Consider the following 21553-nt stretch of genomic DNA (forward strand, 5'->3'; position numbering starts at 1 on the left):
AGCCACGTCAAACGCCCCGCGGGCCGGCGCGCGCGGCTCGCCCGGCGGCACCGGACCGGCGGGTGGTGAGCGGGCACGGAACCGGTGAATCAAGGGACCGTCCCAGGCCCGGGGGCGGAGCCGCCAGGCCCGGACCCCGCCCCGCTCACTCCCCGGCGGGAGCCCGTTCCGTACCGGTGCGCAGGTCGAGCTCGCGCCAGAAGCCCGCCCGGATGGCGTACCGGTCCCGTTCGTCGATCTGGTCGTCCTTGTGGGCGAGGAGGCCGAAGCGGGCGGCGTATCGCAGCAGCTCACCGTCGACGCGGTGCGGGATGCGCGGGTACATGACGGACAGCTTCTGGATGTGGCTCTGGTCACCGAGCCGCTCCACCCAGCGCCGGGCGAAGACCTGCCCCACCTCGAAAGGGTCCCCACCGACGGTGGTGATGTCCTCCTCACGGTCGGCCCAGCGCTGCTCCGCCGTGGTCAGCTGGGCCAGCGTCGGCATGGACGCGGCGTCGGGCGGCTCGGCGACGGGCCGGTCGACCCAGCCCTTGTCGGAGGACCACCGCAGCGTCGCGGAGGGCGGCTGCTGGGGCTGGTGCGGGCCGGGACTGCGCAGCGCGGCGAGGTCCTTCGGGGTGGGCACGCCCTTGGCCGCGGGCGCGCGTTCGGCGGTGCCGTTGTGCGGGCCGGCCGGGTGCTGCGGCTCCTGCGCGGTGCGCTCGGCCGCCGAGGCGAGCGCGGAGTCCGGCAGCGGGGCGGAGAGGATCGCGGCGATCTCGGGCCGTGGCACGGGCGGCGGCGCGCACACCCCGGTGTACTCCTTGGCCCGTACGGCCTGGGTGATCCACGCCCGGTCCAGCACCCGGCGCTCGTCCGCCTCCGCGACCAGGTCCTCGGACTGGTTGTAGTCGCCGTCGGCCGCCTGCACGGCCCACAGGTGGACGGCGACGCCGTGCTCCTTCGCCGCCATCATGCCGGGCAGCAGATCACCGTCCCCGGTGACCAGCACGATGTCGGAACAGGCGCGGTTGCGGGCGAGTTCGGTCAGCTCGGCGTGCATGGCCGCGTCGACGCCCTTTTGCGCCCAGCGGCCGTCGCTGCGGGTCAGCGCGCCGAGCCGGACGGTGACCCGGGGCATCACGCGCAGCCTGCGGTGCTCGGGCTGCGGGACGCGGTCGGGGGCGCCGTCGAACCAGTAGATGCGCAGCAGCGGCTGCCGTGTGTCGTTCTCCGCGCGGTCGCGCAGGCCCTGGATCAGGGCGGGGTGGTCCACGGTGATGCGGGACCGCGAAGGTTCGCCGGCGAGGAGACTCGCGGCGGCCCCCAGCAGATACCCGGCGTCCACCAGGACGATGCAGCGGTCCACGCGATCCACCCTCTTTCCGGGAGGTTTGCTTCGGGCTTGCTTCGAGTCTGCCCGACCTCGCCGGGGTTAACGGCCCGAACTCGATCTTCGGCGTGGCGTTTCCACACTTCCTCCCCCGACCATCCCGGTCACAGACGGTAATTGTCCGACATGCGTGGGTTATCGGGCTGTGTGAATCTGGATCCGGCCCTGGCCCCTAGTCCCCCACAGGAGGCATCACCATGGCCAAGAACAAGAACCGTGACCGTAAGCAGCCCCAGGCCGAACGCGCCCAGCAGGCGACGCAGCCGTCCACGATGGAGGCCCCGGACGAGCAGCGCACCACGCAGGTCATGCCCGGCGAGGCAGGCCGGGGCAAGGGCCGGCAGAAGCGCTTCGGCCACAACTGACATCGGCGGGACGGGCCGTTGCGCGGCCCGGGCAGATGACGAGGGGCGCACCCGCCACAGGGTGCGCCCCTCGGGCGTGCCGCGGGACGCGCGGCCCGGTCAGCCCGCCAGACAGGACGGTCCGAGAAGGACCTTCAGGTCGCCGAAGAGTGCCGGGTCGGGCTTGACCCGGTGCCGGTCCAGGCGCAGCACCGTCGTCTTCGTCGGCCCCTGGAGCTTGATCCGTACTTCGCTGTCGCCCCGGTGGTGCGTGAGGATCTCGCCGAGCCGGCTGACCATCGGCGGGGTCACCCGCGTCGCCGGGATGGTCAGCACCACGGGCGCGTTGGCGCCCGCGTTGGACAGGTCGGGGACCATCAGTTCCATCGCGACCAGTCGCGGCACGTCCTCGCGCTTGTCGAGCCGCCCCTTGACGAACACCACGGCGTCCTCGACGAGCTGGGTCGAGACGAGCTGGTAGGTCGCCGGGAAGAACATGCACTCCAGCGAGCCCGCGAGGTCCTCCACGGTGGCGATCGCCCAGGCGTTGCCCTGCTTGGTCATCTTGCGCTGGAGGCCCGAGATGATCCCGCCGATGGTGACCACCGCGCCGTCCCCGAAGTCGCCGCCGGTGAGCTGGGAGATGCCCGCGTCGGCCTTGTCGGACAGCACGTGCTCCAGGCCGAACAGCGGGTGGTCGGAGACGTAGAGACCGAGCATCTCCCGCTCCTGCGCGAGCAGGTACGTCTTCTCCCACTCGTCGTCGGTGAAGACGACGTCGAGACCGAAGCCCGGCTCACTGGTCTCCTCCTCGCCCATGCCGCCGAAGAGGTCGAACTGCCCCTCGGCCTCCTTGCGCTTGACCGCGACCACGTTGTCGATCATCGGTTCGTACTGCGCGGTGAGGCCCTTGCGGGTGTGGCCCATGGAGTCGAAGGCGCCGGCCTTGATCAGCGACTCGGTGGTGCGCTTGTTGCAGACGACCGCCTCGACCTTGTCGAGGTAGTCCGGGAAGGAGGCGTACTTCCCCTTGGCCTTGCGGGACTTGATGATCGACTCGACGACGTTGGTGCCGACGTTGCGCACCGCGGAGAGGCCGAAGAGGATCACGTCGTCGCCCTGCGCGGCGAAGTTCGACTCGGACTCGTTGACGTTCGGCGGGAGCACCTTGATGCCCATGCGGCGGCACTCGTTGAGGTAGACGGCCGACTTGTCCTTGTCGTCCTTGACGGAGGTGAGCAGCGCGGCCATGTACTCGGCCGGGTAGTTCGCCTTGAGGTAGCCGGTCCAGTACGACACCAGTCCGTACGCGGCGGAGTGGGCCTTGTTGAAGGCGTAGCCGGCGAAGGGGACCAGCACGTCCCACAGGGCCTGGATCGCCTCGTCGCTGTAGCCGTTCTTGCGGGCGCCCGCCTGGAAGAGGACGAAGTTCTTCGCCAGTTCGTCGGGCTTCTTCTTGCCCATCACGCGGCGGAGGATGTCGGCCTCGCCGAGCGAGTAGCCGGCGATGATCTGGGCGGCCTTCTGCACCTGCTCCTGGTAGACGATCAGGCCGTAGGTGACCGACAGCACCTCCTGGAGCGGCTCCTCCAGTTCCTTGTGGATCGGGGTGATCTCCTGGCGGCCGTTCTTGCGCTCCGCGTAGTTGATGTGCGAGTTCATGCCCATCGGGCCCGGCCGGTAGAGGGCCGAGACGGCGGAGATGTCCTCGAAGTTGTCGGGCTGCATCTGGCGGAGCAGCGAGCGCATCGGGCCGCCGTCGAACTGGAAGACGCCCAGCGTGTCACCGCGGCAGAGCAGTTCGAAGGTCTTGGGGTCGTCCAGCGGGAGGGAGAGCATCTCCAGGTCGATGCCCTTGTTGGCCTTCACCATCTTGATGGCGTCGTCCATGATCGTGAGATTGCGCAGGCCCAGGAAGTCCATCTTCAGCAGGCCCAGCGACTCGCACTGGGGGTAGTCCCACTGCGTGATGGTCACGCCGTCGGTGTGCCGGGTCCAGAGCGGGGCGTGGTCGACGATGGGTTCGCTCGACATGATCACGCCGGCCGCGTGCACGCCCATCTGCCGGACCAGGCCCTCGACGCCCTTGGCGGTGTCGATGACCTTCTTCACGTCCGGCTCGTTCTCGTACATCCCGCGGATCTCGCCGGCCTCGCTGTAGCGCGGGTGCGAGGGGTTGGTGATGCCGTCGAGGTCGATGCCCTTGCCGAGGACGTCGGCGGGCATGGCCTTGGTGAGCCGGTCGCCCATCGCGTACGGGTAGCCCAGCACGCGCGCGGAGTCCTTGATGGCGTTCTTCGCCTTGATCTTGCCGTAGGTACCGATCATGGCGACCTTGTCGGCGCCGTACTTCTCCGTCACGTACCGGATCACCTCGACGCGCCTGCGCTCGTCGAAGTCGATGTCGACATCGGGCATGGAGACGCGCTCGGGGTTGAGGAACCGCTCGAAGATCAGGCCGTGCGGGATCGGGTCGAGGTCGGTGATGCCCATCGCGTACGCCACGATCGAACCGGCCGCGGAGCCCCGGCCGGGGCCGACGGCGATGCCCTGGTTCTTGGCCCACATGATGAAGTCGGCGACCACGAGGAAGTAGCCCGGGAACCCCATCTGGATGATGACGTCCATCTCGTACTCGGCCTGCTTGCGGCGGTCCTCGGGCACGCCGCCGGGGAAGCGGCGCTCCATGCCGCGGCGGACCTCCTCCTGGAACCAGGTGACCTCCGTGAACCCCTCGGGGATGTCGAACTTCGGCATCAGGTCGCGCTTCTCGAACATGCCCGTGGTGTCGACCATCTCGGCGATCAGCCGGGTGTTGGCGCAGCCCTGCTGCCAGGCGTCCGACGAGTCGATGGCGTACATCTCGTCGGTGGACTTGAGGTAGTAGCCGGTGCCGTCGAACCGGAACCGGTCGGGGTCGGAGAGGTTCTTGCCGGTCTGGATGCACAGCAGCGCGTCGTGGGCGGTGGCCTCGTGCGCGTAGGTGTAGTGCGAGTCGTTGGTGACCAGCGGCGGGATGCCGAGCTTCTTGCCGATCTCCAGGAGGCCGTCGCGGACCCGGTGCTCGATGTCGATGCCGTGGTCCATCAGCTCCAGGAAGTAGCGCTCCCGGCCGAAGATGTCCTGGTAGTCGGCGGCGGCCTTGAGGGCCTCGTCGAAGTGTCCGAGGCGCAGCCGGGTCTGGACCTCGCCGGAAGGGCAGCCGGTGGAGGCCACGATCCCCTCGGACCACTGGGAGATGGTCTCCTTGTCCATCCGGGGCCACTTCTGCAGCCAGCCCTCGGCGTACGCGTCGGAGGACAGCCGGAAGAGGTTGTGCAGACCGGTGCTGTTCACGGCCCACATCGTCTTGTGGGTGTAACCGCCGGAACCGGAGACGTCGTCGCGCTTCTGGTGCGGCTGGCCCCACTGGATCTTGCGCTTGTTGCGCCGGGACTCGGGGGCGACATACGCCTCGATCCCGATGATCGGCGTGACTCCGGCCTTCTCCGCGGTGTGGAAGAAGTCGTACGCCCCGTGCAGGTTGCCGTGGTCGGACATGGCGATGTGCGTCATGCCCATGTCGTTACAGGCATCGAACATGTCCTTCAGCCGCGCGGCACCGTCCAGCAGCGAGTACTGGGTGTGGACGTGCAGGTGCGTGAACGGCGGCTTTGACACGGTTCGGCCTCCAAGAAGAACGCTGTGGCGCGGGGCGCCTCGGTGAGGGGTGGTGGTCGGGCGGCGGGAGGGCAGCCGGTGGACGGGGCGGTCCGGTGGTCAGCGTCGAAGTCTATGCCCCGGCACTGACACCCGGGGCCCGTCCCGGCGTACCTTCGGGCGGTGGCGCGGGCACTTTCGGTGACGTGTCACACGTTAGGCAGGGGACGGACCAGCCGTCCCGAAACATCCCGCACCTGGAGGCACAACGCGATGTCGGTCCCGCAGCTCAACGACGAGCACCGCGGTGAGGAGATCCTCGCCGTCCTCGACACCGCCTTCGGCGAACTCCTGGCCGCCGACCCGGCCGCGTTCCGGGTGAAGTTCCGGAAGATGGCCGCCTCGGCGTTCGCCTTCTACCGCGGGACGGCGAGCCTCTTCTACCACGATCTGGACGCGGAGAACGCCGGACGGGGTGGCGGGAGGACGCACAGCGGACCGTTCCTGGACGAGCGCACCTCGCGCGTGTGGATCCACGGCGATCTCCACGCGGAGAACTTCGGCACGTACATGGACTCCAACGGCCGCCTGGTCTTCAACGTCAACGACTTCGACGAGGCCTACGTCGGCCCCTTCACCTGGGACCTCAAGCGCTTCGCCGCCTCCATGGCGCTGATCGGCTACGCGAAGGCGCTCAGCGACGAGCAGATCACCGAGCTGGTGACCATCTACACGGTCTCCTACCGGGAGCGGATCCACGCGCTGGCCACCGGGGCGAAGAGCGACGAAGTGCCGCCCTTCACCCTGGACACCGCCCAGGGGCCGCTGCTGGACGCGCTGCGCGACGCCCGCTCGCTGACGCGCTTCGGGCTGCTGGACTCGATGACCGAGATCCGCGACTTCGAGCGCCGCTTCGCGCCCGGCGGCGGCGCGGTCGAGCTGGACGCCGCCACCCGCTACAAGGTACTCGCGGCCTTCGACGGCTATCTGGAGACCCTGCCGGACGCCTCGCTGGCCCGCCCGGACTCCTACCGGGTGAAGGACGTCGTGGGCCGCCGCGGCATCGGCATCGGCTCCGCCGGGCTGCCCTCGTACAACATCCTGCTGGAGGGCCACAGCGACGCCCTGGAGAACGACGTGGTGATCTACATCAAGCAGGCCCAGACCCCCGCGGTGTCTCGGCACGTCACCGATCCGGCCGTCCGGGAGTACTTCCGGCACGAAGGGCACCGCACCGTGATCTCCCAGCGTGCCCTGCAGGCGCACGCCGACCCGTGGCTGGGCTGGACCGAGCTGGACGGCTCCGGACAGCTGGTCGCCGAGGTCTCGCCGTACGCGGTGGACCTGGACTGGGGCGACATCGACGACCCGGAGGAGATCGCCCTGGTCGCCGCCGACCTCGGCCGGGCCACGGCGGCCATGCACGCGGCGGCGGACGACACCTCCGGTGAGTCCCTGGTGCCGTTCTCCACCGAGCGCGCCATCGACGCCGCGATCGCCGCCGACGAGGACGCCCTGGTCCCCCTCCTGGTCGACTTCGCCCACGACTACGGCGCCCGGGCGCGCGCCGACCACCAGACCTTCCTGGACCTGTTCCGCAACGGCAGGATTCCGGGACTCTAACGATCCGCCCGTCCACAGGATCCTTTTAGGGATCCCTTACCGGAGCACGTGACACACTCGGTCCCGCCATGGACATATCCGGAACCCAGCTCAGAGCCGTCCGCGCGGCGCTGTTCACGGCAGTCGTCGTGACACTCAGCACCGCGTCGCACGTGCTGCTGTCCGGGGCTCCGCTGCCGTTGAACACGGTGGCCGCGGTCGCCGCCGCCGTGTTCCTCCTGGCGTACGCCCTGGCGGGACGGGAGCGTTCCTTCGGCCGGATCGCCGCCCTGCTGATCCCCCTGGAGCTGGCCGCCGACACGGTCTTCACCACCGGCCAGCACGTCTGCTACGGCCGGATGGGCGGTCCCGTGGCGGGCCCGCTGCGCTCCGTCGGCTTCGACGTGCTGTGCGGCGACGGCACCAGTGTGGGCGCGCCGCTGGCCCGGGTCGCCGGGCACGGCGCCGGGGGCGGCGACCGGATGACGGTTCTGCTCGCCCAGGCCGACCCGGCCACGGCCTGGATGCTGCTCGGCGCGCACGTCGGGGTCGGTCTGTTCGCCGCCGCCTGGCTGCGCCGCGGCGAGCGGGCGCTGGCGCAGTTGCTGAGCGCCGTGGCGGCGACGGCCTCGACGGCGGTCCGGCCGCTGCTGCTGGCGGTCGCCGCGGTGACCGTGCGGCGCGCTCCGGACGTGCTCCGTCCGGTCCGTCCGGTCCGCCCCGCCGCCGTCGCCCGGACCCTGCTCCTCGCGCACTCCCTGGGACGGCGCGGGCCGCCGTGCTCCGCGGCTCTCGCCTGAGGCGATCCCGCCCCGGCGGCCACCCCCGAGCACCAGCAGTCCCCCCATACGTATCCCGCACACGCACGTGTGCGTCCCCCGTGGAGACATCACCATGAGCAAGCGGAACAGCCAGGCGGCGAAGACGGCGGCCCGAGAGCGTCTGCGCCAGGAGCGCGAGCGCGAGGCGAAGAAGGCGAAGGTCAAGCGGCAGGCCGTGGTCGCCCTGTCGGTCGTCGGTGTCCTCGCCGCCGCCGGCGGCATCGGCTACGCCGTCGTCCAGGCGAACAAGCCCGGGGCGTGGGACGCGGCCCTGGACCAGAAGATCGTCGCCCCCGCGAACACCTCGGGCGAGAACGGCACGACCGTCGTGATCGGCAAGGAGAGCGCGAAGAAGACCCTGAAGCTGTACGAGGACCCGCGCTGCCCGATCTGCGCCTCGTTCGAGCAGTCGGTGGGCCCGACCCTGCTGAGCGACTACGAGGCCGGCAAGTACAAGATCCAGTTCATCGGCGGCACGTTCCTCGACGGTGACACCGGGGACGGCGACCAGATGAAGGTCGGCTCCAACGGCGAGGGCTCCAAGAACGCGATGAGCGCCCTGGGCGCCGCGCTGAACGTGAGCCCGGAGGCGTTCCTGGAGTTCAAGGAGGCGCTCTACTCGGCCGAGTTCCACCCCGAGGAGTCGCAGGACAAGTTCAAGGACGACGACTACCTCATCGAGATAGGCGACTCGACCGACGCCCTGAAGAACAACAAGAAGTTCCAGGACGCGGTCACGAAGGGCACGTTCGACGCCTGGGCGCTGGCGATGTCCCACACCTTCGACACCAACGAGGACGAGGTGAACGGCACGCCGAGCCTCGTCATGGACGGCAAGAAGGTCACCGCCCCGGGCGGCCAGAACGCGCCCATGACCCCGGACGACTTCAAGACCGCCATCGAGAAGGCGCTGAAGGGCTGATCCGGGCGGGCCGGCTGACGGCACGCCGAAGAGCGGGCGAACTTCCGGAAGTTCGCCCGCTCTTGCGTGTACCTGTCAGTAGCCTGTTCGGCTGTGACCAGTCGACACAGATCATCCGAGAGCACCCTCCCCGCCACCGCGGACGTCAGCTCCCTCTCCCCGCGCCGCCGTACGGTCGTCAAGGCGGCCGCCGCCACCGCGGCGCTGGCCGGACCGCTCGCCGCCGCCCTGCCCGCCCGGGCCGAACGGCAGACCCCCGCCTTCCTGCACGGCGTCGCCTCCGGCGATCCGCTGCCGGACGGGGTCCTGCTGTGGACCCGGGTGACGCCCGTGCCCGAGGCGATACCCGGCTCGGGGCTCGGCCCCGACACCGAGGTGAGCTGGACCGTCGCCCGGGACAAGGCGTTCAGCGACGTCGTCGCGCGGGGATCCACCCTCGCCACCGCCGCCTCGGACCACACCGTCAAGGCGGACATCCGCGGCCTGCGGCCCGCCACCGACTACTGGTTCCGCTTCTCCTCCGGCGGCGCCGGCTCCCCCGCCGCCCGCACCCGCACCGCCCCGGCCGCCGACGCCGCGGTGACCGGGCTGCGCTTCGGTGTGGTCTCCTGCTCCAACTGGGAGGCGGGGCGCTTCTCGGCGTACCGCCATCTCGCGGCCCGGGGCGACCTGGACGCCTGGCTGCACCTCGGTGACTACATCTACGAGTACGCCACCGGCGAGTACGGCACCCGCGGCACCGTCGTCCGGCCGCACGCGCCCGCCCACGAGACCGTCACCCTCGCCGACTACCGCGTCCGGCACGCGCACTACAAGACCGACCCCGACCTCCAGGCCCTGCACGCCGAGGCACCCGTCATCGCCATCTGGGACGACCACGAGATCGCCAACGACACCTGGTCGGGCGGCGCCGAAAATCACACCGAGGGCGCGGAGGGCAGCTGGGCCGCGCGCCAGGCCGCCGCCAAGCAGGCCTACTTCGAGTGGATGCCGGTGCGGCCCGCGCTGGCCGGCACCACCTACCGCCGGCTGCGCTTCGGCCGGCTCGCCGACCTGTCCCTGCTGGACCTGCGCTCGTTCCGCTCCCAGCAGGTCTCCACCGGCGACGGCGACGTCGACGACCCGGACCGCACCCTCACCGGGCGCGCCCAGCTGGACTGGCTGAAGGCGGGCCTGACGGCGTCCGACACCACCTGGCGGCTGGTCGGCACCTCGGTGATGATCTCGCCGTTCTCCGTGGGTTCCCTGCCCGCGAGCCTGCTGAAGCCGCTCACGAAGCTGCTGGGCCTGCCGCAGGAGGGGCTCGCGTTCAACACCGACCAGTGGGACGGCTACACCGACGACCGCCGTGAGCTCCTCGCCCACCTGCGGGCGAACGCGATCCGCAACACGGTCTTCCTCACCGGCGACATCCACATGGCGTGGGCCAACGACGTGCCGGTGAACGCCGGTACCTATCCGCTGTCCGCGTCGGCCGCCACGGAGTTCGTCGTCACCTCGGTCAGCTCCGACAACCTCGACGACATCGTCAAGGTTCCCGAGGGCACCGTCACCGCGCTCGCCGCCCCGCTGATCCGGGCCGCCAACCGGCACGTCCACTGGGTCGACACCGACCGCCACGGCTACGGTGTGCTGGACATCACCGCCGAGCGGGCGCAGATGGACTACTACGTGCTCTCCGGCCGCACGGAGGCGGACGCCACGTCGCGGTGGGCCCGCTCCTACCGCACCCGCAGCGGCACGCAGAAGGCCGAGCGCGCACACGACCCGGTCTGATCCGTCCGGACCGCCGGTCCGGTCAGCTCTCCAGCGACTCGAGGAAGCCGAGAGCCACCCGCCAGGTGGTCTCGGCGGCCTCCCCGTCGTGGTCCGGCAGACCGGGGTCGGTGTAGAGGTGGCCGGCGCCCGCGTATCGGTACACCTCGACGTCGGCGCCGGTCCGGCCCATCCGCAGATACCAGGCGGTGAGCCAGTCGTCGGTCTCGAACGGGTCGGGCTCGGCCACATGCAGCTGCACCGGCAGCCCGTCCACCGCGGCGTTCTCCGCGATGTCCGACGTGCCGTGCAGGAGCAGCAGCCCGCGCGCCTTGTCGTCGCCGAGGGCCAGCGTCTGGGCGACGGACGCGCCGAAGGAGAAGCCCGCGTACACCAGCCCGCGCTCCGAGTAGGGCGCCGCCGCCAGCACGGCCCGCTTCAGCAGTTCGTCCTTGCCGGTCTCCTCCGTGTACGCCACACCCTCCTCGACCGAGTCGAACGTACGGCCGTCGAACAGGTCCGGTGTCCACACCTCGTGTCCGGCCGCGCGCAGCCGGCCGGCGGCCGCGGCCACCGCGGGCCTCGGACCGTAGACCGAGTGAAAGAGCATGATGTTCATGCGGCCCATGGTGCCAGCAGGGTGTGACGCCCCCGGACCCCGGCACTGCCCGCGTTGGTGCGGAAGTCACATGGTCATGCGGGTTCGTGCGGGCGCGGAGCCGGTTAGGTTCGGGGGCATGGATGACGTGCTCCGCCCATCGATCGTGGTCGGCAGCTCGGTCGTGCTCACGCTGCTGCTCGGCTGGGCCACCGACCTGCTGCTGCGCAAGGCCGACGAACGCCACCCCGAGACTCCGCTGTGGGGCCTGCTGCGCCGGGCCCGCGTCCCGTACCAGCTGGTGATCTGCGCGGCGCTGCTCAGAGGCTCCTACGAGGAGGCCCGGGTCTTCCCGGACCACGAGGTGGGCATCGGCAGGGTCCTGTCACTGGTGCTGATCGGGTCGGCCGCCTGGCTGGCCGTCCGGGTCGCGCTCGCGGTCGTGGAGACGTCGTACGCGCGCTACGCCAGCGCCCATCGTGAGCGCGACCCCGCCCGGGTCCGCCGGGTGCGCACCCAGGTGACGCTGATCCAGCGGGTGGTCACGGCGGTCGTCGGTGTGGTGGCCGTGGCCGCCATGCTGCTGACCTTCCCGGCGATGCAGGCGGCGGGGGCCTCGCTGCTGGCCTCGGCGGGAATCCTCGGCATCGTCGCCGGTGTGGCAGCGCAGTCCACGCTGGGCAACATGTTCGCCGGGCTGCAGATCGCCTTCGGCGACATGGTCCGCATCGGCGACACGGTGATCGTGGACGGCGAGTGGGGCACCGTCGAGGAGATCACGCTGACCTTCCTGACCGTGCGCACCTGGGACGAGCGCCGGATCACCATGCCGGTGTCGTATTTCACGTCCAAGCCGTTCGAGAACTGGTCGCGCGGAACACCCCAGATGACCGGCACCGTCTTCTGGCACCTCGACCACTCCGCCCCGCTGGACGCGATGCGCGACAGGCTCCGCGACATCCTCCGGGAGTGCCCGGCCTGGGACGGCCGCGCCTACAACCTGACCGTGACGGACAGCACCCCGAGCACCATGGAGGTGCGGGCCCTGGCGACGGCCAAGGACGCGGACGACATCTGGACCGTGCGGGTCACCGTCCGGGAGCAGATGATCCGCTGGCTGACCGCCGAGCACCCCTACGCCCTGCCCCGGGTCAACGCGGCCGACGCGGTGCTGCCGCCCGGCCGGGGCGGCCACCGCTCCCCCGACGGGACGCCGGGCGTACCGGCGGCCCGGCGGGTGCACCAGCATGCGAGGGAGCACTGAGCCCACCCCTCAGTGACCGCGTTCGGCTCCCCCGTTGACCTGGATGATCTGTGAGGTGATGTGCCCGGCGCCCGGGGAGGCGAGCCAGTGCAGGGTCGCCGCGACGTCCCCGGGCCTTCCTGTGCGCCTGTCCGACGTCTCGGCGATCAGCCGGGCCCGCCGCTCCTCGTCCAGGCCGTCGCCGAAGAACCCGGTGTCCTCGACGTAGCCGGGCGCGACCACGTTCACGGTGATGCCGTGCGGGCCCAGCTGCCGGGCCAGGGCATGGGCGTACGGGTGCAGCGACGCCTTGGCCGCCGCGTACGACACCCGTCCCGAGCCCCGGTAGGCGGCGATGGAGCTGAGGAAGAGGACCCGCCCGCCGGGTTCGGCGAGCCGGTCCCTCAGGGCTTCCGTGAGGAGGACGGCGGTGAGCACGTTGAGCCGGAAGGTGACGGTCCATTCCCGGGCCGCCGTGTCGAGCGGATCGTCGCCGCCGACCGGGGGCTCCAGCAGCCCGCTGCCCCCGGCGGAGTGGATCAGGACGTCCACCGCGCCGAACTCGCGTCCCACGAAACCCGCCACGCCCCGCACGGACTCCGGGTCGGTCAGGTCGGCCGCGTAGGTCAGGGCGCCCGGCACCGCCGCCCGTTCCAGGACGTCCCCGCGCCGTCCGAGCAGCAGCACCCGGTCCCCGTCGGCGGCGAACACCCGCGCGGCGGCCAGCCCGATCCCGGTACCGCCCCCGCTGATCACAATGTTGCGCGTCATGCCCAGACCCTACGGACAGAAGACCGCCGGTGCCGGCAACCCCGCGGCGCGCTCACCGCAGACTGCGCACGTCCAGCCGGCGCAGCACCCGGTCCACCACCTCGGGGTCGGCGCCCTGTTCGCCGCGTGCCGTCAGCACCTCGTGCCGGGCGGCGCTCAGCATCTCGCCCTCGACCCGCCGCACCCGCTTCAGCCGCAGTGCCCGCTGCCGGTACGCCTCCCGCCGCTCGTCGTCCGCGAGGTCGGGGCTGATCCGCACCCCGATGTCGAACGACCTGCGCAGCATCTGCTCGGACAGCTCGTCCGGCAGCTCCTCGGCCTGCTCGATCTCCCGCAGTCTCCGCTTCGCCGCCTTCGCCGCCCGGAGGGCCAGCTGCCGCTCGAACTCCTTCTCGCGCTCGCTGTCGCCCCGTACCCCCAGCCGGTTCACCAGCCACGGCAGGGTCAGGCCCTGGACCAGCAGCGTCGCCAGCACCACACCGAACGCGATGAAGACGATCTCGCCCCGCGCGGGGAAGTCGCCGCCGCCGTCGGTCTCCAGCGGAATGGCGAGGGCCAGCGCGACGGACGCCACCCCGCGCATCCCCGACCACCACATCACCACGGTCTCGCGCCAGCTCACCGGGATCTCCTCGCCGACGTCCCGGGCGGTGTGCAGCCGCTTGGTCAGCCAGGTCGCCGGCAGCAGCCACGCCAGCCGGACCAGGACGACCACGCCGACGACCGCCCCCGCCCAGGTGAGCAGCTCGCCCCAGTGTCCGGCCGCGCTGCCGACCGCGTTGTGCAGTTCGAGGCCGACCAGTCCGAAGGCGACACCGGTGACGAGGGTGTCCACGATGTCCCAGAAGGTGTGTCCGGCGAGCCGGGCCGTGACGTCGTCGGCGTCGGTGGCGTACTCCATCAGGAACAGCGCGGTGACGAGCACCCCGAGGACGCCCGAGCCGTGCAGTTCCTCGGCCAGGGTGTAGGAGGCGAACGGCACCAGCAGGGTCAGGGCGACCTGCAGGGTCGGGTCGCCGAGCAGTCCCATCACCTTGTTGGCGCACCAGCCGAGGGCGAGCCCGACCGCGATCGCGACCACCGCCGACAGCACCAGGTCGAGACCGGCCTGCCAGGGCGAGAAGGTACCGCTCACGGCGGCGGCGATCGCCACGTGGTAGAGCACGATGGCCGTGACGTCGTTGAAGAGCCCCTCCCCCTCCAGGATCGACACCAGCCGGCGGGGCAGCCCGAGCTTCCCGGCGACGGCGGTCGCCGCGATGGGGTCGGGGGGCGCGACCAGCGCGCCCAGGGCGACGGCGGCGGCCAGCGGCAGCCCCGGCACGATCGCGTGGGCGACGACGGCCACGCACAGGGTGGTGACGAAGACCAGGGCCACGGCCAGCAGGAGGATCGGCCGGACGTTCGCCGCGAACTGCCGCCAGGAGGTACGGCGGACGGCGGCGTAGAGCAGGGGCGGCAGCAGCAGCGGCAGGATCAGTTCCGGCGGGACGTCGACGTTCGGCACGAACTCCAGCACCGCCAGGACGATCCCGAACACCGTCATCAGCACCGGCGCCGGCAGCCTCAGCCGCTCCCCCACGGGAACGCTCACCACGGCGCCGAGCAGCAGGGCGAACAGCAGGGCCAACTGGTCCACGGTCAGTGCTCCCGGGGCCTCGACGATCGGTCAGCGGACGTCCCAGCCTGCCATGCGGCCGCCCCACCAGCGCGTTCGTGGACCAGGGCTACAGCGCGCGCCGCATCGCCCGGTGCGGCATACCGGCGTCCGGGAACTCGGGTCCGTACGCCTCGTACCCCAGCCGCTCGTAGAAACGCAGGGCGTGGGTCTGCGCGTGCAGGTCGACGGCGCGGATCCCCTGGTCGCGGGCCGCCTCCTCGATGGCCCGCACCAGGGCCGCTCCGACGCCGCGGCCGCGCGCCCGGCGGGTCACCGCGAGCCGGCCCAGGGAGCCGACGGCCGGGTCACCGCCGTTCTTCCCCGCGGCGGCCGCGCCGTACAGCAGGCGTCCGGTGCCGAGCGGGGTGCCGTCCTCCGCGACCGCCAGCACATGCACGGCGCCGGCGTCGTGGGCGTCGTACTCGATGTCCTCGGGCACGCCCTGTTCGGCGACGAAGACGTCCTTGCGCACCGCGAAGCATGCCTCGCGGTCATCGGGCTCCCGCGCCACGCGGACGACGTAGCGGCCGCTCATGCGTAGGTTTCCTCGCGGACCTGGTCCAGCGCCTGCTGCAGGTCGTCCGGGTAGTCGCAGGAGAACTCCGCCCACTGCCCGTCGCCGGGGTGCTCGAAGCCCAGCCGTACGGCGTGCAGCCACTGGCGGGTCAGGCGGAGCCGCTTGGCGAGCGTGGGGTCGGCGCCGTAGGTCAGGTCGCCGACACAGGGGTGCCGGTGGGCGGCCATGTGGACGCGGATCTGGTGGGTGCGGCCGGTCTCCAGCTTGACGTCGAGCAGGGAGGCGGCGCGGAAGGCCTCGATGAGGTCGTAGTGCGTGACGGAGGCCTTGCCCTCGGCGGTGACCGCCCACTTGTAGTCGTGCTGCGGGTGGCGGCCGATGGGGGCGTCGATGGTGCCGCTGGTCGGGTCGGGGTGGCCCTGGACGAGCGTGTGGTAGCGCTTGTCGACCGTGCGCTCCTTGAACTGGCGCTTCAGCGACGTGTACGCGTACTCGGACTTGGCGACGACCATCAGGCCGGAGGTGCCGACGTCGAGGCGGTGCACGATGCCCTGGCGCTCGGCGGCGCCGGAGGTCGAGATGCGGTACCCGGCGGCGGCGAGGCCGCCGATCACCGTCGGGCCGGTCCAGCCCGGCGAGGGGTGCGCGGCGACACCGACCGGCTTGACGATCACGACCACGTCGTCGTCGTCGTGCACGATCTCCATGCCCTCGACCGGCTCGGCGACGACCCGCACCGGCGCGGGGGCCCCCGGCATCTCCACCTCGAGCCAGGCCCCGCCACTGACCCGCTCGGACTTGCCGACCACCGATCCGTCGACCGTGACCTTTCCGGCCGTCGCGAGCTCGGCCGCCTTGGTGCGGGAGAAGCCGAACATGCGGGAGATGGCGGCGTCGACGCGCTCGCCCTCCAGGCCGTCGGGTACGGGCAGGGTTCGGATCTCGGGAATCGTGCTCACCCGTCGAGTATGCCGGACGGGTCCGGCACTCCCGTACGAGAGTGCCGGACCCCCAGTCCTTGCGGACGGTTCAGTCCTTGTGGACGGTGCCGTCCGGGTCCAGGCCCCGGAAGGACAGCAGCACGATCAGGATGCCGCCGCACACGATCGCCGAGTCCGCCAGGTTGAACACGGCGAAGTGCTTGGGCGCGATGAAGTCGACGACCGCGCCCTCGAAGACGCCCGGTGAGCGGAAGATCCGGTCGGTGAGGTTGCCGAGGGCGCCGCCGAGGAGCAGGCCGAGCGCGATCGCCCAGGGCAGGCTGTAGAGCTTGCGGGCGAGGCGGACGATCACGACGATCACGACTGCCGCGATCACCGTGAAGATGATGGTGAAGGCCTCGCCGAGGCCGAAGGCCGCGCCCGCGTTGCGGATCGCCTCGAACCTCAGCCAGTCCCCGATGATCTCGATCGGTTCGTGGTGCTCCAGCTTGGCGACCACGATCATCTTGCTGATCAGATCGAGGGCGTAGGCGACGGCGGCGACGGCGAACAGCACGGCGACCCGCCGCTTGCCGCGGGGCTGCCCGGTCCGCGCCGCCGCCGTCCCGTCGGTGCCGGTCCCCTCCTGCTCGTCCCGGTCCTGACCGTCCCGGTCAGCGCCCGGGGTGTCCGGCGTACCGATGATGCGCTCCGCCTCTGCCACGTGAGTCCCTCAGCCTAGGTCCTTGACTGAGGACGAGGGTACGGCACGGTCCGCACGGCCGCCGATCAGTACCGGCGCTCCTGCTTCTGCTTGCACTCCACGCAGAGGGTGGCCCTGGGGAAGGCCTGCACACGGGCCTTCCCGATCGGGTTGCCGCAGTTCTCGCACAGCCCGTAGGTGCCCGCGTCGAGACGCTGGAGGGCCCGTTCGAACTGGCTGAGCATCTCGCGCGCGTTGGCCGCGAGCGCGAGTTCGTGTTCGCGGGTGATGTTCTTGGTGCCGGTGTCGGCGTCGTCGTCGCCCGCGCCGTCACCGGAGTCCCGCATCAGACCGGCCAGAGCCTGCTCGGAGTTGCCGATCTCCTCGCGCAGCCGCAGCACCTCGGACATCAGCTCGGCCCGCGCGTCCTCGGCCTCTTGCGCCGTCCAGGGATCCTCGCCGGGACGCACCGCGAGCTCGCCCGGCTCCACCACGCCGATCCGGGCCTTGGGTACGGCGGTCGTCGCCGCCGTGGCCGCCGGGCCAGGGGTCTTCTTCGCACCCACTGTCGTCACTCCCGTCTGCGCCGCGGCCTCGGCCGCGCCCGCGTCATCGGCCGCGCTGTGCCCGGCCACATCCTGAGTGGACCCACTGGTCCGGACAGCGCCCTCGCGCTGCGCCCCCGCCTCGGCGGGGGTCTCCTCCCCGGCCGCCTTCTGCCCTGTCAACGTCACCCCGCCGGCCGCTCCCCGCACGGCGGCCTTCGCGGAGGCGGAGCGCGACCGCTCGCGGCCCGCGGCCTTCCCGGCCGGTGGGGTCTCCCGCGCGCTCGGCCGCACCGCCGGGTCCGTCTGCGCCGTGTCCCGCGCGGTCCTCTTCGCCACCATGGCCGCGCCCCCTTCACATATAGTGATCTTGCGCGCGAATCGTGCTGGGACGATAAATCGACTCGAGTCCCGCGGCAACGGGGCGCACCGCCCGATTCCCCCACCGCGCGGAGCACGCGATGAGCCTGCATCCGTTGTGCCCAGCTCCCCGCCGGGTATGCCGCCCGCACGGACGTTCCGGAATCCGAACGCGCGCACATGACCATTCGGGGCATGTCAGATCTTATGCCCACAGGAAAACCGGTCGGCCGCTGCCCGCACCGAGCCGTACACTGGGCGGAGCGAAAAGCGTGGATGGGGACGAGTAGCGGCGTACGCAGCCCAGAGCGACCCGGGGACGGTGTGAGCCCGGGGGTGAGCGCGACGTGAAGATCACCCCGGAGCCGCCGGAGGAAAGCCGCGGACGCGGCGAGTAGAACCGGTATCGCGACCCCAATGAGGGGGCTCACCGGAGCGTGCACAGCGCCGGGGGGCCAAGGAGGGTGGTACCGCGGGAGCGCGCCGACGGCGGCGCAGGGATCGACACAGCTCTCGTCCCTCCGGACGGAAGGCAGCAAGTCCGCCGGAGGAAGCCCGCTGATGACATCGCCGACGTACCACCAGGTACCCGCCCAGGTCGACCTGCCCGCGCTCGAGCACGCGGTGCTCGACTTCTGGCGCGAGCAGAAGATCTTCGCCAAGAGCCTGGAGCAGTCCGAGGGCCGCCCCGAGTGGGTGTTCTACGAGGGCCCGCCCACCGCCAACGGCATGCCCGGCGCGCACCACATCGAGGCCCGCGTCTTCAAGGACGTCTTCCCCCGCTTCCGCACCATGCGCGGCTACCACGTGGCCCGCAAGGCCGGCTGGGACTGTCACGGCCTCCCGGTCGAGCTGGCGGTGGAGAAGGAGCTCGGCTTCTCCGGCAAGCAGGACATCGAGGCGTACGGCATCGCCGAGTTCAACGCCAGGTGCCGCGAGTCGGTGACCCGTCACACCGACGCCTTCGAAGAGCTCACGACCCGTATGGGCTACTGGGCCGACCTCCAGGACCCGTACCGCACGATGGACCCGGAGTACATCGAGTCCGTCTGGTGGTCGCTGAAGGAGATCTTCGGCAAGGGCCTGCTGGTCCAGGACCACCGCGTCGCCCCCTGGTGCCCCCGCTGCGGCACCGGTCTGTCCGACCACGAGCTGGCACAGGGCTACGAGACGGTCGTCGACCCCTCCGTCTTCGTCCGCTTCCCGCTCACCTCCGGCCCGCTGGCCGGCGAGGCCGCGCTCCTGGTGTGGACGACCACGCCCTGGACCCTGGTGTCCAACACGGCCGTCGCCGCCCACCCCGAGGTGACCTACGTCGTCGCCACCGACGGCGAGGAGCGGCTGGTCGTCGCCGAACCGCTGCTCGCCAAGGCCCTCGGTGAGGGCTGGGAGACCACCGGCGAATCCTTCACCGGCGCCGAGATGGAGCGCTGGACGTACCGGCGGCCCTTCGGACTGGTCGAGTTCCCCGCCGAGGCGCACTACGTGGTGAACGCCGAGTACGTCACCACCGAGGACGGTACGGGTCTGGTCCACCAGTCCCCCGCCTTCGGCGAGGACGACCTCAGGGTCTGCCGCGCCTACGGACTGCCCGTCGTGAACCCCGTCCGCCCCGACGGCACCTTCGAGGAGGACCTCCCCCTCGTCGGCGGGGTCTTCTTCAAGAAGGCCGACGAGAAGCTCACCGAGGACCTCCAGCAGCGCGGCCTGCTCTTCCGGCACGTCCCGTACGAGCACAGCTACCCGCACTGCTGGCGCTGCCACACCGCGCTGCTCTACTACGCGCAGCCGTCCTGGTACATCCGCACCACGGCCGTCAAGGACGAGCTGCTGCGGGAGAACGAGAACACCAACTGGTTCCCGGACACGGTGAAGCACGGCCGCTACGGCGACTGGCTGAACAACAACATCGACTGGGCGCTGTCCCGCAACCGCTACTGGGGCACCCCGCTGCCCATCTGGCGCTGCGAGGAGGACCACCTCACGGTCGTCGGCTCCCGCGCCGAACTCACCGAGCTGACCGGCACCGACCAGTCGGAGCTGGATCCGCACCGCCCGTACATCGACGAGGTCACCTTCGCCTGCCGCCACGACGGCTGCGGGAAGACGTCCACGCGCGTGCCGGAGGTCATCGACGCCTGGTACGACTCGGGTTCGATGCCGTTCGCGCAGTGGGGCTACCCGTACAGGAACAAGGAGCTGTTCGAGGCCCGCTACCCCGCGCAGTTCATCTGCGAGGCCATCGACCAGACCCGCGGCTGGTTCTACACGCTGATGGCGATCGGCACCCTGGTCTTCGACAGATCCTCGTACGAGAACGTCGTCTGCCTCGGCCACATCCTCGCCGAGGACGGCCGCAAGATGTCCAAGCACCTGGGCAACATCCTGCAGCCGATCCCGCTGATGGACCAGCACGGCGCGGACGCGGTCCGCTGGTTCATGGCGGCCGGCGGTTCGCCCTGGGCGGCCCGCCGGGTGGGTCACGGCACCATCCAGGAGGTCGTCCGCAAGACGCTGCTGACGTACTGGAACACGGTGGCCTTCCAGGCCCTGTACGCCCGCACGGCGAACTGGGCACCGAGCGGGGCCGACCCGGCCCCGGCCGAGCGTCCCGTGCTCGACCGCTGGCTCCTCTCCGAACTGCACGCGCTCACCGACCAGGTGACCCAGGCGCTGGACGGCTACGACACCCAGCGGGCCGGCAAGCTGCTCTCCGCGTTCGTCGACGACCTGTCCAACTGGTACGTCCGCCGCTCGCGCCGCCGCTTCTGGCAGGGCGACAAGGCCGCGCTGCGCACCCTGCACGAGGTCGTGGAGACGGTCACCAAGCTGATGGCCCCGCTGACCCCGTTCATCACCGAGCGGGTCTGGCAGGACCTGGTCGTCCCGGTCACCCCGGGTGCTCCGGAGTCGGTGCACCTGTCCGTCTGGCCCGAGGCGGACCTGTCCGCCGTCGACCCGGAACTGTCGCAGCAGATGGTCCTGGTGCGCCGGCTGGTCGAGCTGGGCCGGGCCACGCGCGCCGAGTCCGGTGTGAAGACCCGCCAGCCGCTGAGGCGGGCGCTGATCGCGGCGGGCGGCTTCGACCGCCTCGGCCCCGAACTGCACGCCCAGATCACCGAGGAGCTGAACGTCGAGTCCCTGGCGTCGCTGGCCGAGGTGGGCGGCTCACTGGTGGACACCACGGCGAAGGCGAACTTCCGCGCGCTGGGCAAGCGGTTCGGCAAGCGGGTCCAGGACGTCGCCAAGGCGGTCGCGAACACGGACGCCGCCGCGCTGTCCCTGGCACTGCGCGAGGGCACGGCCTCGGTGGAGGTCGACGGTGAGACCATCGCCCTCGCCCCGGACGAGGTGATCATCACGGAGACCCCGCGCGAGGGCTGGTCGGTGGCCTCCGACGCCGGTGCGACGGTCGCCCTCGACCTGGAGATCACCGAGGAGCTGCGCCGCGCGGGCCTCGCCCGGGACGCGATCCGGCTGATCCAGGAGGCCCGCAAGAACAGCGGTCTCGACGTGGCCGACCGGATCGCCCTGCGCTGGACGGCCACGGAGGCGGCGACGGACGCCGCGCTGGCGGAACACTCCGCCCTGATCGCCGACGAGGTCCTCGCCACGGACTTCTCCCGGGGCGAGGCGGACGACGGCTACGGCACCCCGTTCACCGACGAGGGCCTGTCCCTGACCTTCCGGCTGCGCAAGGCGTGAACCCCGGGTGAGCCGGGCGCCCCGGTAGGGGCGCGGGACGGTGCCGACATGCGGCTCCGCCGCGTGCGCGCGA

General features: G+C 71.2%; 16 protein-coding genes. 7 read left to right on the forward strand and 9 right to left on the reverse strand.

What is annotated here, in order from left to right; genetic code table 11:
* Positions 1-145: 145 nt before the first annotated feature.
* Positions 146-1351, reverse strand: a complete 1206-nt coding sequence (locus HTV45_RS01980) for an NYN domain-containing protein (protein WP_215203820.1) — start codon at positions 1349-1351, stop codon at positions 146-148.
* Positions 1352-1572: 221 nt separating this feature from the next.
* Between HTV45_RS01980 and HTV45_RS01985 the strand changes: the two genes are divergently transcribed.
* Positions 1573-1740 (forward strand): hypothetical protein, encoded by a 168-nt coding sequence (locus tag HTV45_RS01985; RefSeq protein ID WP_215203821.1) that lies wholly within the window; start codon positions 1573-1575, stop codon positions 1738-1740.
* Between the two features lie 99 nt (positions 1741-1839).
* Here the strand turns inward: HTV45_RS01985 and dnaE are convergent, their stop codons facing one another.
* A complete protein-coding gene (gene dnaE / locus HTV45_RS01990) occupies positions 1840-5379 on the reverse strand; it encodes a DNA polymerase III subunit alpha (protein ID WP_215203822.1) in 3540 nt (1179 codons plus the stop codon).
* A gap of 252 nt (positions 5380-5631) precedes the next feature.
* On the opposite strand from dnaE, the gene HTV45_RS01995 reads away from it, so the two are divergent.
* The 4 genes from HTV45_RS01995 to HTV45_RS02010 all read left to right on the forward strand — a co-directional run bounded on the left by HTV45_RS01995 (position 5632) and on the right by HTV45_RS02010 (position 10479).
* Positions 5632-6981 carry a DUF2252 domain-containing protein gene (locus HTV45_RS01995; protein WP_215203823.1) on the forward strand — a complete coding sequence of 450 codons (1350 nt, stop codon included), beginning with the start codon at positions 5632-5634 and terminating at the stop codon, positions 6979-6981.
* 68 nt (positions 6982-7049) lie between these two features.
* On the forward strand, positions 7050-7760 hold the full coding sequence (locus tag HTV45_RS02000) for a hypothetical protein (RefSeq protein ID WP_215203824.1): 711 nt from the start codon (positions 7050-7052) through the stop codon (positions 7758-7760).
* A gap of 94 nt (positions 7761-7854) precedes the next feature.
* On the forward strand, positions 7855-8703 hold the full coding sequence (locus tag HTV45_RS02005) for a thioredoxin domain-containing protein (RefSeq protein ID WP_215203825.1): 849 nt from the start codon (positions 7855-7857) through the stop codon (positions 8701-8703).
* A 93-nt stretch (positions 8704-8796) separates the two neighbouring features.
* Positions 8797-10479 (forward strand): alkaline phosphatase, encoded by a 1683-nt coding sequence (locus HTV45_RS02010; RefSeq protein ID WP_215203826.1) that lies wholly within the window; start codon positions 8797-8799, stop codon positions 10477-10479.
* 22 nt (positions 10480-10501) lie between these two features.
* On the opposite strand, the gene HTV45_RS02015 is transcribed toward HTV45_RS02010, so the two are convergent.
* Positions 10502-11077 (reverse strand): dienelactone hydrolase family protein, encoded by a 576-nt coding sequence (locus HTV45_RS02015; RefSeq protein ID WP_215203827.1) that lies wholly within the window; start codon positions 11075-11077, stop codon positions 10502-10504.
* 118 nt (positions 11078-11195) lie between these two features.
* On the opposite strand from HTV45_RS02015, the gene HTV45_RS02020 reads away from it, so the two are divergent.
* On the forward strand, positions 11196-12320 hold the full coding sequence (locus HTV45_RS02020; protein ID WP_215203828.1) for a mechanosensitive ion channel family protein: 1125 nt from the start codon (positions 11196-11198) through the stop codon (positions 12318-12320).
* A 9-nt stretch (positions 12321-12329) separates the two neighbouring features.
* On the opposite strand, the gene HTV45_RS02025 is transcribed toward HTV45_RS02020, so the two are convergent.
* The 6 genes from HTV45_RS02025 to HTV45_RS02050 form a co-directional block, all read right to left on the reverse strand.
* Positions 12330-13070: an SDR family NAD(P)-dependent oxidoreductase gene (locus tag HTV45_RS02025; RefSeq protein WP_215203829.1), complete on the reverse strand. Its 741-nt coding sequence runs from the start codon at positions 13068-13070 to the stop codon at positions 12330-12332.
* A 52-nt stretch (positions 13071-13122) separates the two neighbouring features.
* Positions 13123-14709, reverse strand: coding sequence for a Na+/H+ antiporter (locus tag HTV45_RS02030; RefSeq protein ID WP_215203830.1), 1587 nt, complete (start codon positions 14707-14709; stop codon positions 13123-13125).
* Between the two features lie 88 nt (positions 14710-14797).
* Positions 14798-15265, reverse strand: a complete 468-nt coding sequence (locus HTV45_RS02035; protein WP_215203831.1) for a GNAT family N-acetyltransferase — start codon at positions 15263-15265, stop codon at positions 14798-14800.
* A complete protein-coding gene (locus HTV45_RS02040; protein WP_215203832.1) occupies positions 15262-16206 on the reverse strand; it encodes an RluA family pseudouridine synthase in 945 nt (314 codons plus the stop codon). Before HTV45_RS02040 ends, HTV45_RS02035 begins: the two co-directional genes overlap by 4 nt.
* Positions 16207-16276: 70 nt before the next feature.
* Entirely contained in the window at positions 16277-16891 is a 615-nt protein-coding gene (gene lspA / locus HTV45_RS02045) for a signal peptidase II (RefSeq protein ID WP_215203833.1), read from the reverse strand.
* A 65-nt stretch (positions 16892-16956) separates the two neighbouring features.
* A complete protein-coding gene (locus tag HTV45_RS02050) occupies positions 16957-17757 on the reverse strand; it encodes a TraR/DksA C4-type zinc finger protein (protein WP_215203834.1) in 801 nt (266 codons plus the stop codon).
* 579 nt (positions 17758-18336) lie between these two features.
* Here HTV45_RS02050 and ileS point away from each other — a divergent pair.
* Positions 18337-21480 carry an isoleucine--tRNA ligase gene (ileS, locus tag HTV45_RS02055; RefSeq protein WP_215203835.1) on the forward strand — a complete coding sequence of 1048 codons (3144 nt, stop codon included), beginning with the start codon at positions 18337-18339 and terminating at the stop codon, positions 21478-21480.
* Positions 21481-21553 lie beyond the last annotated feature (73 nt).

It is taken from the genome of Streptomyces sp. CHD11, from assembly GCF_018638295.1.
GTDB lineage: Bacteria > Actinomycetota > Actinomycetes > Streptomycetales > Streptomycetaceae > Streptomyces.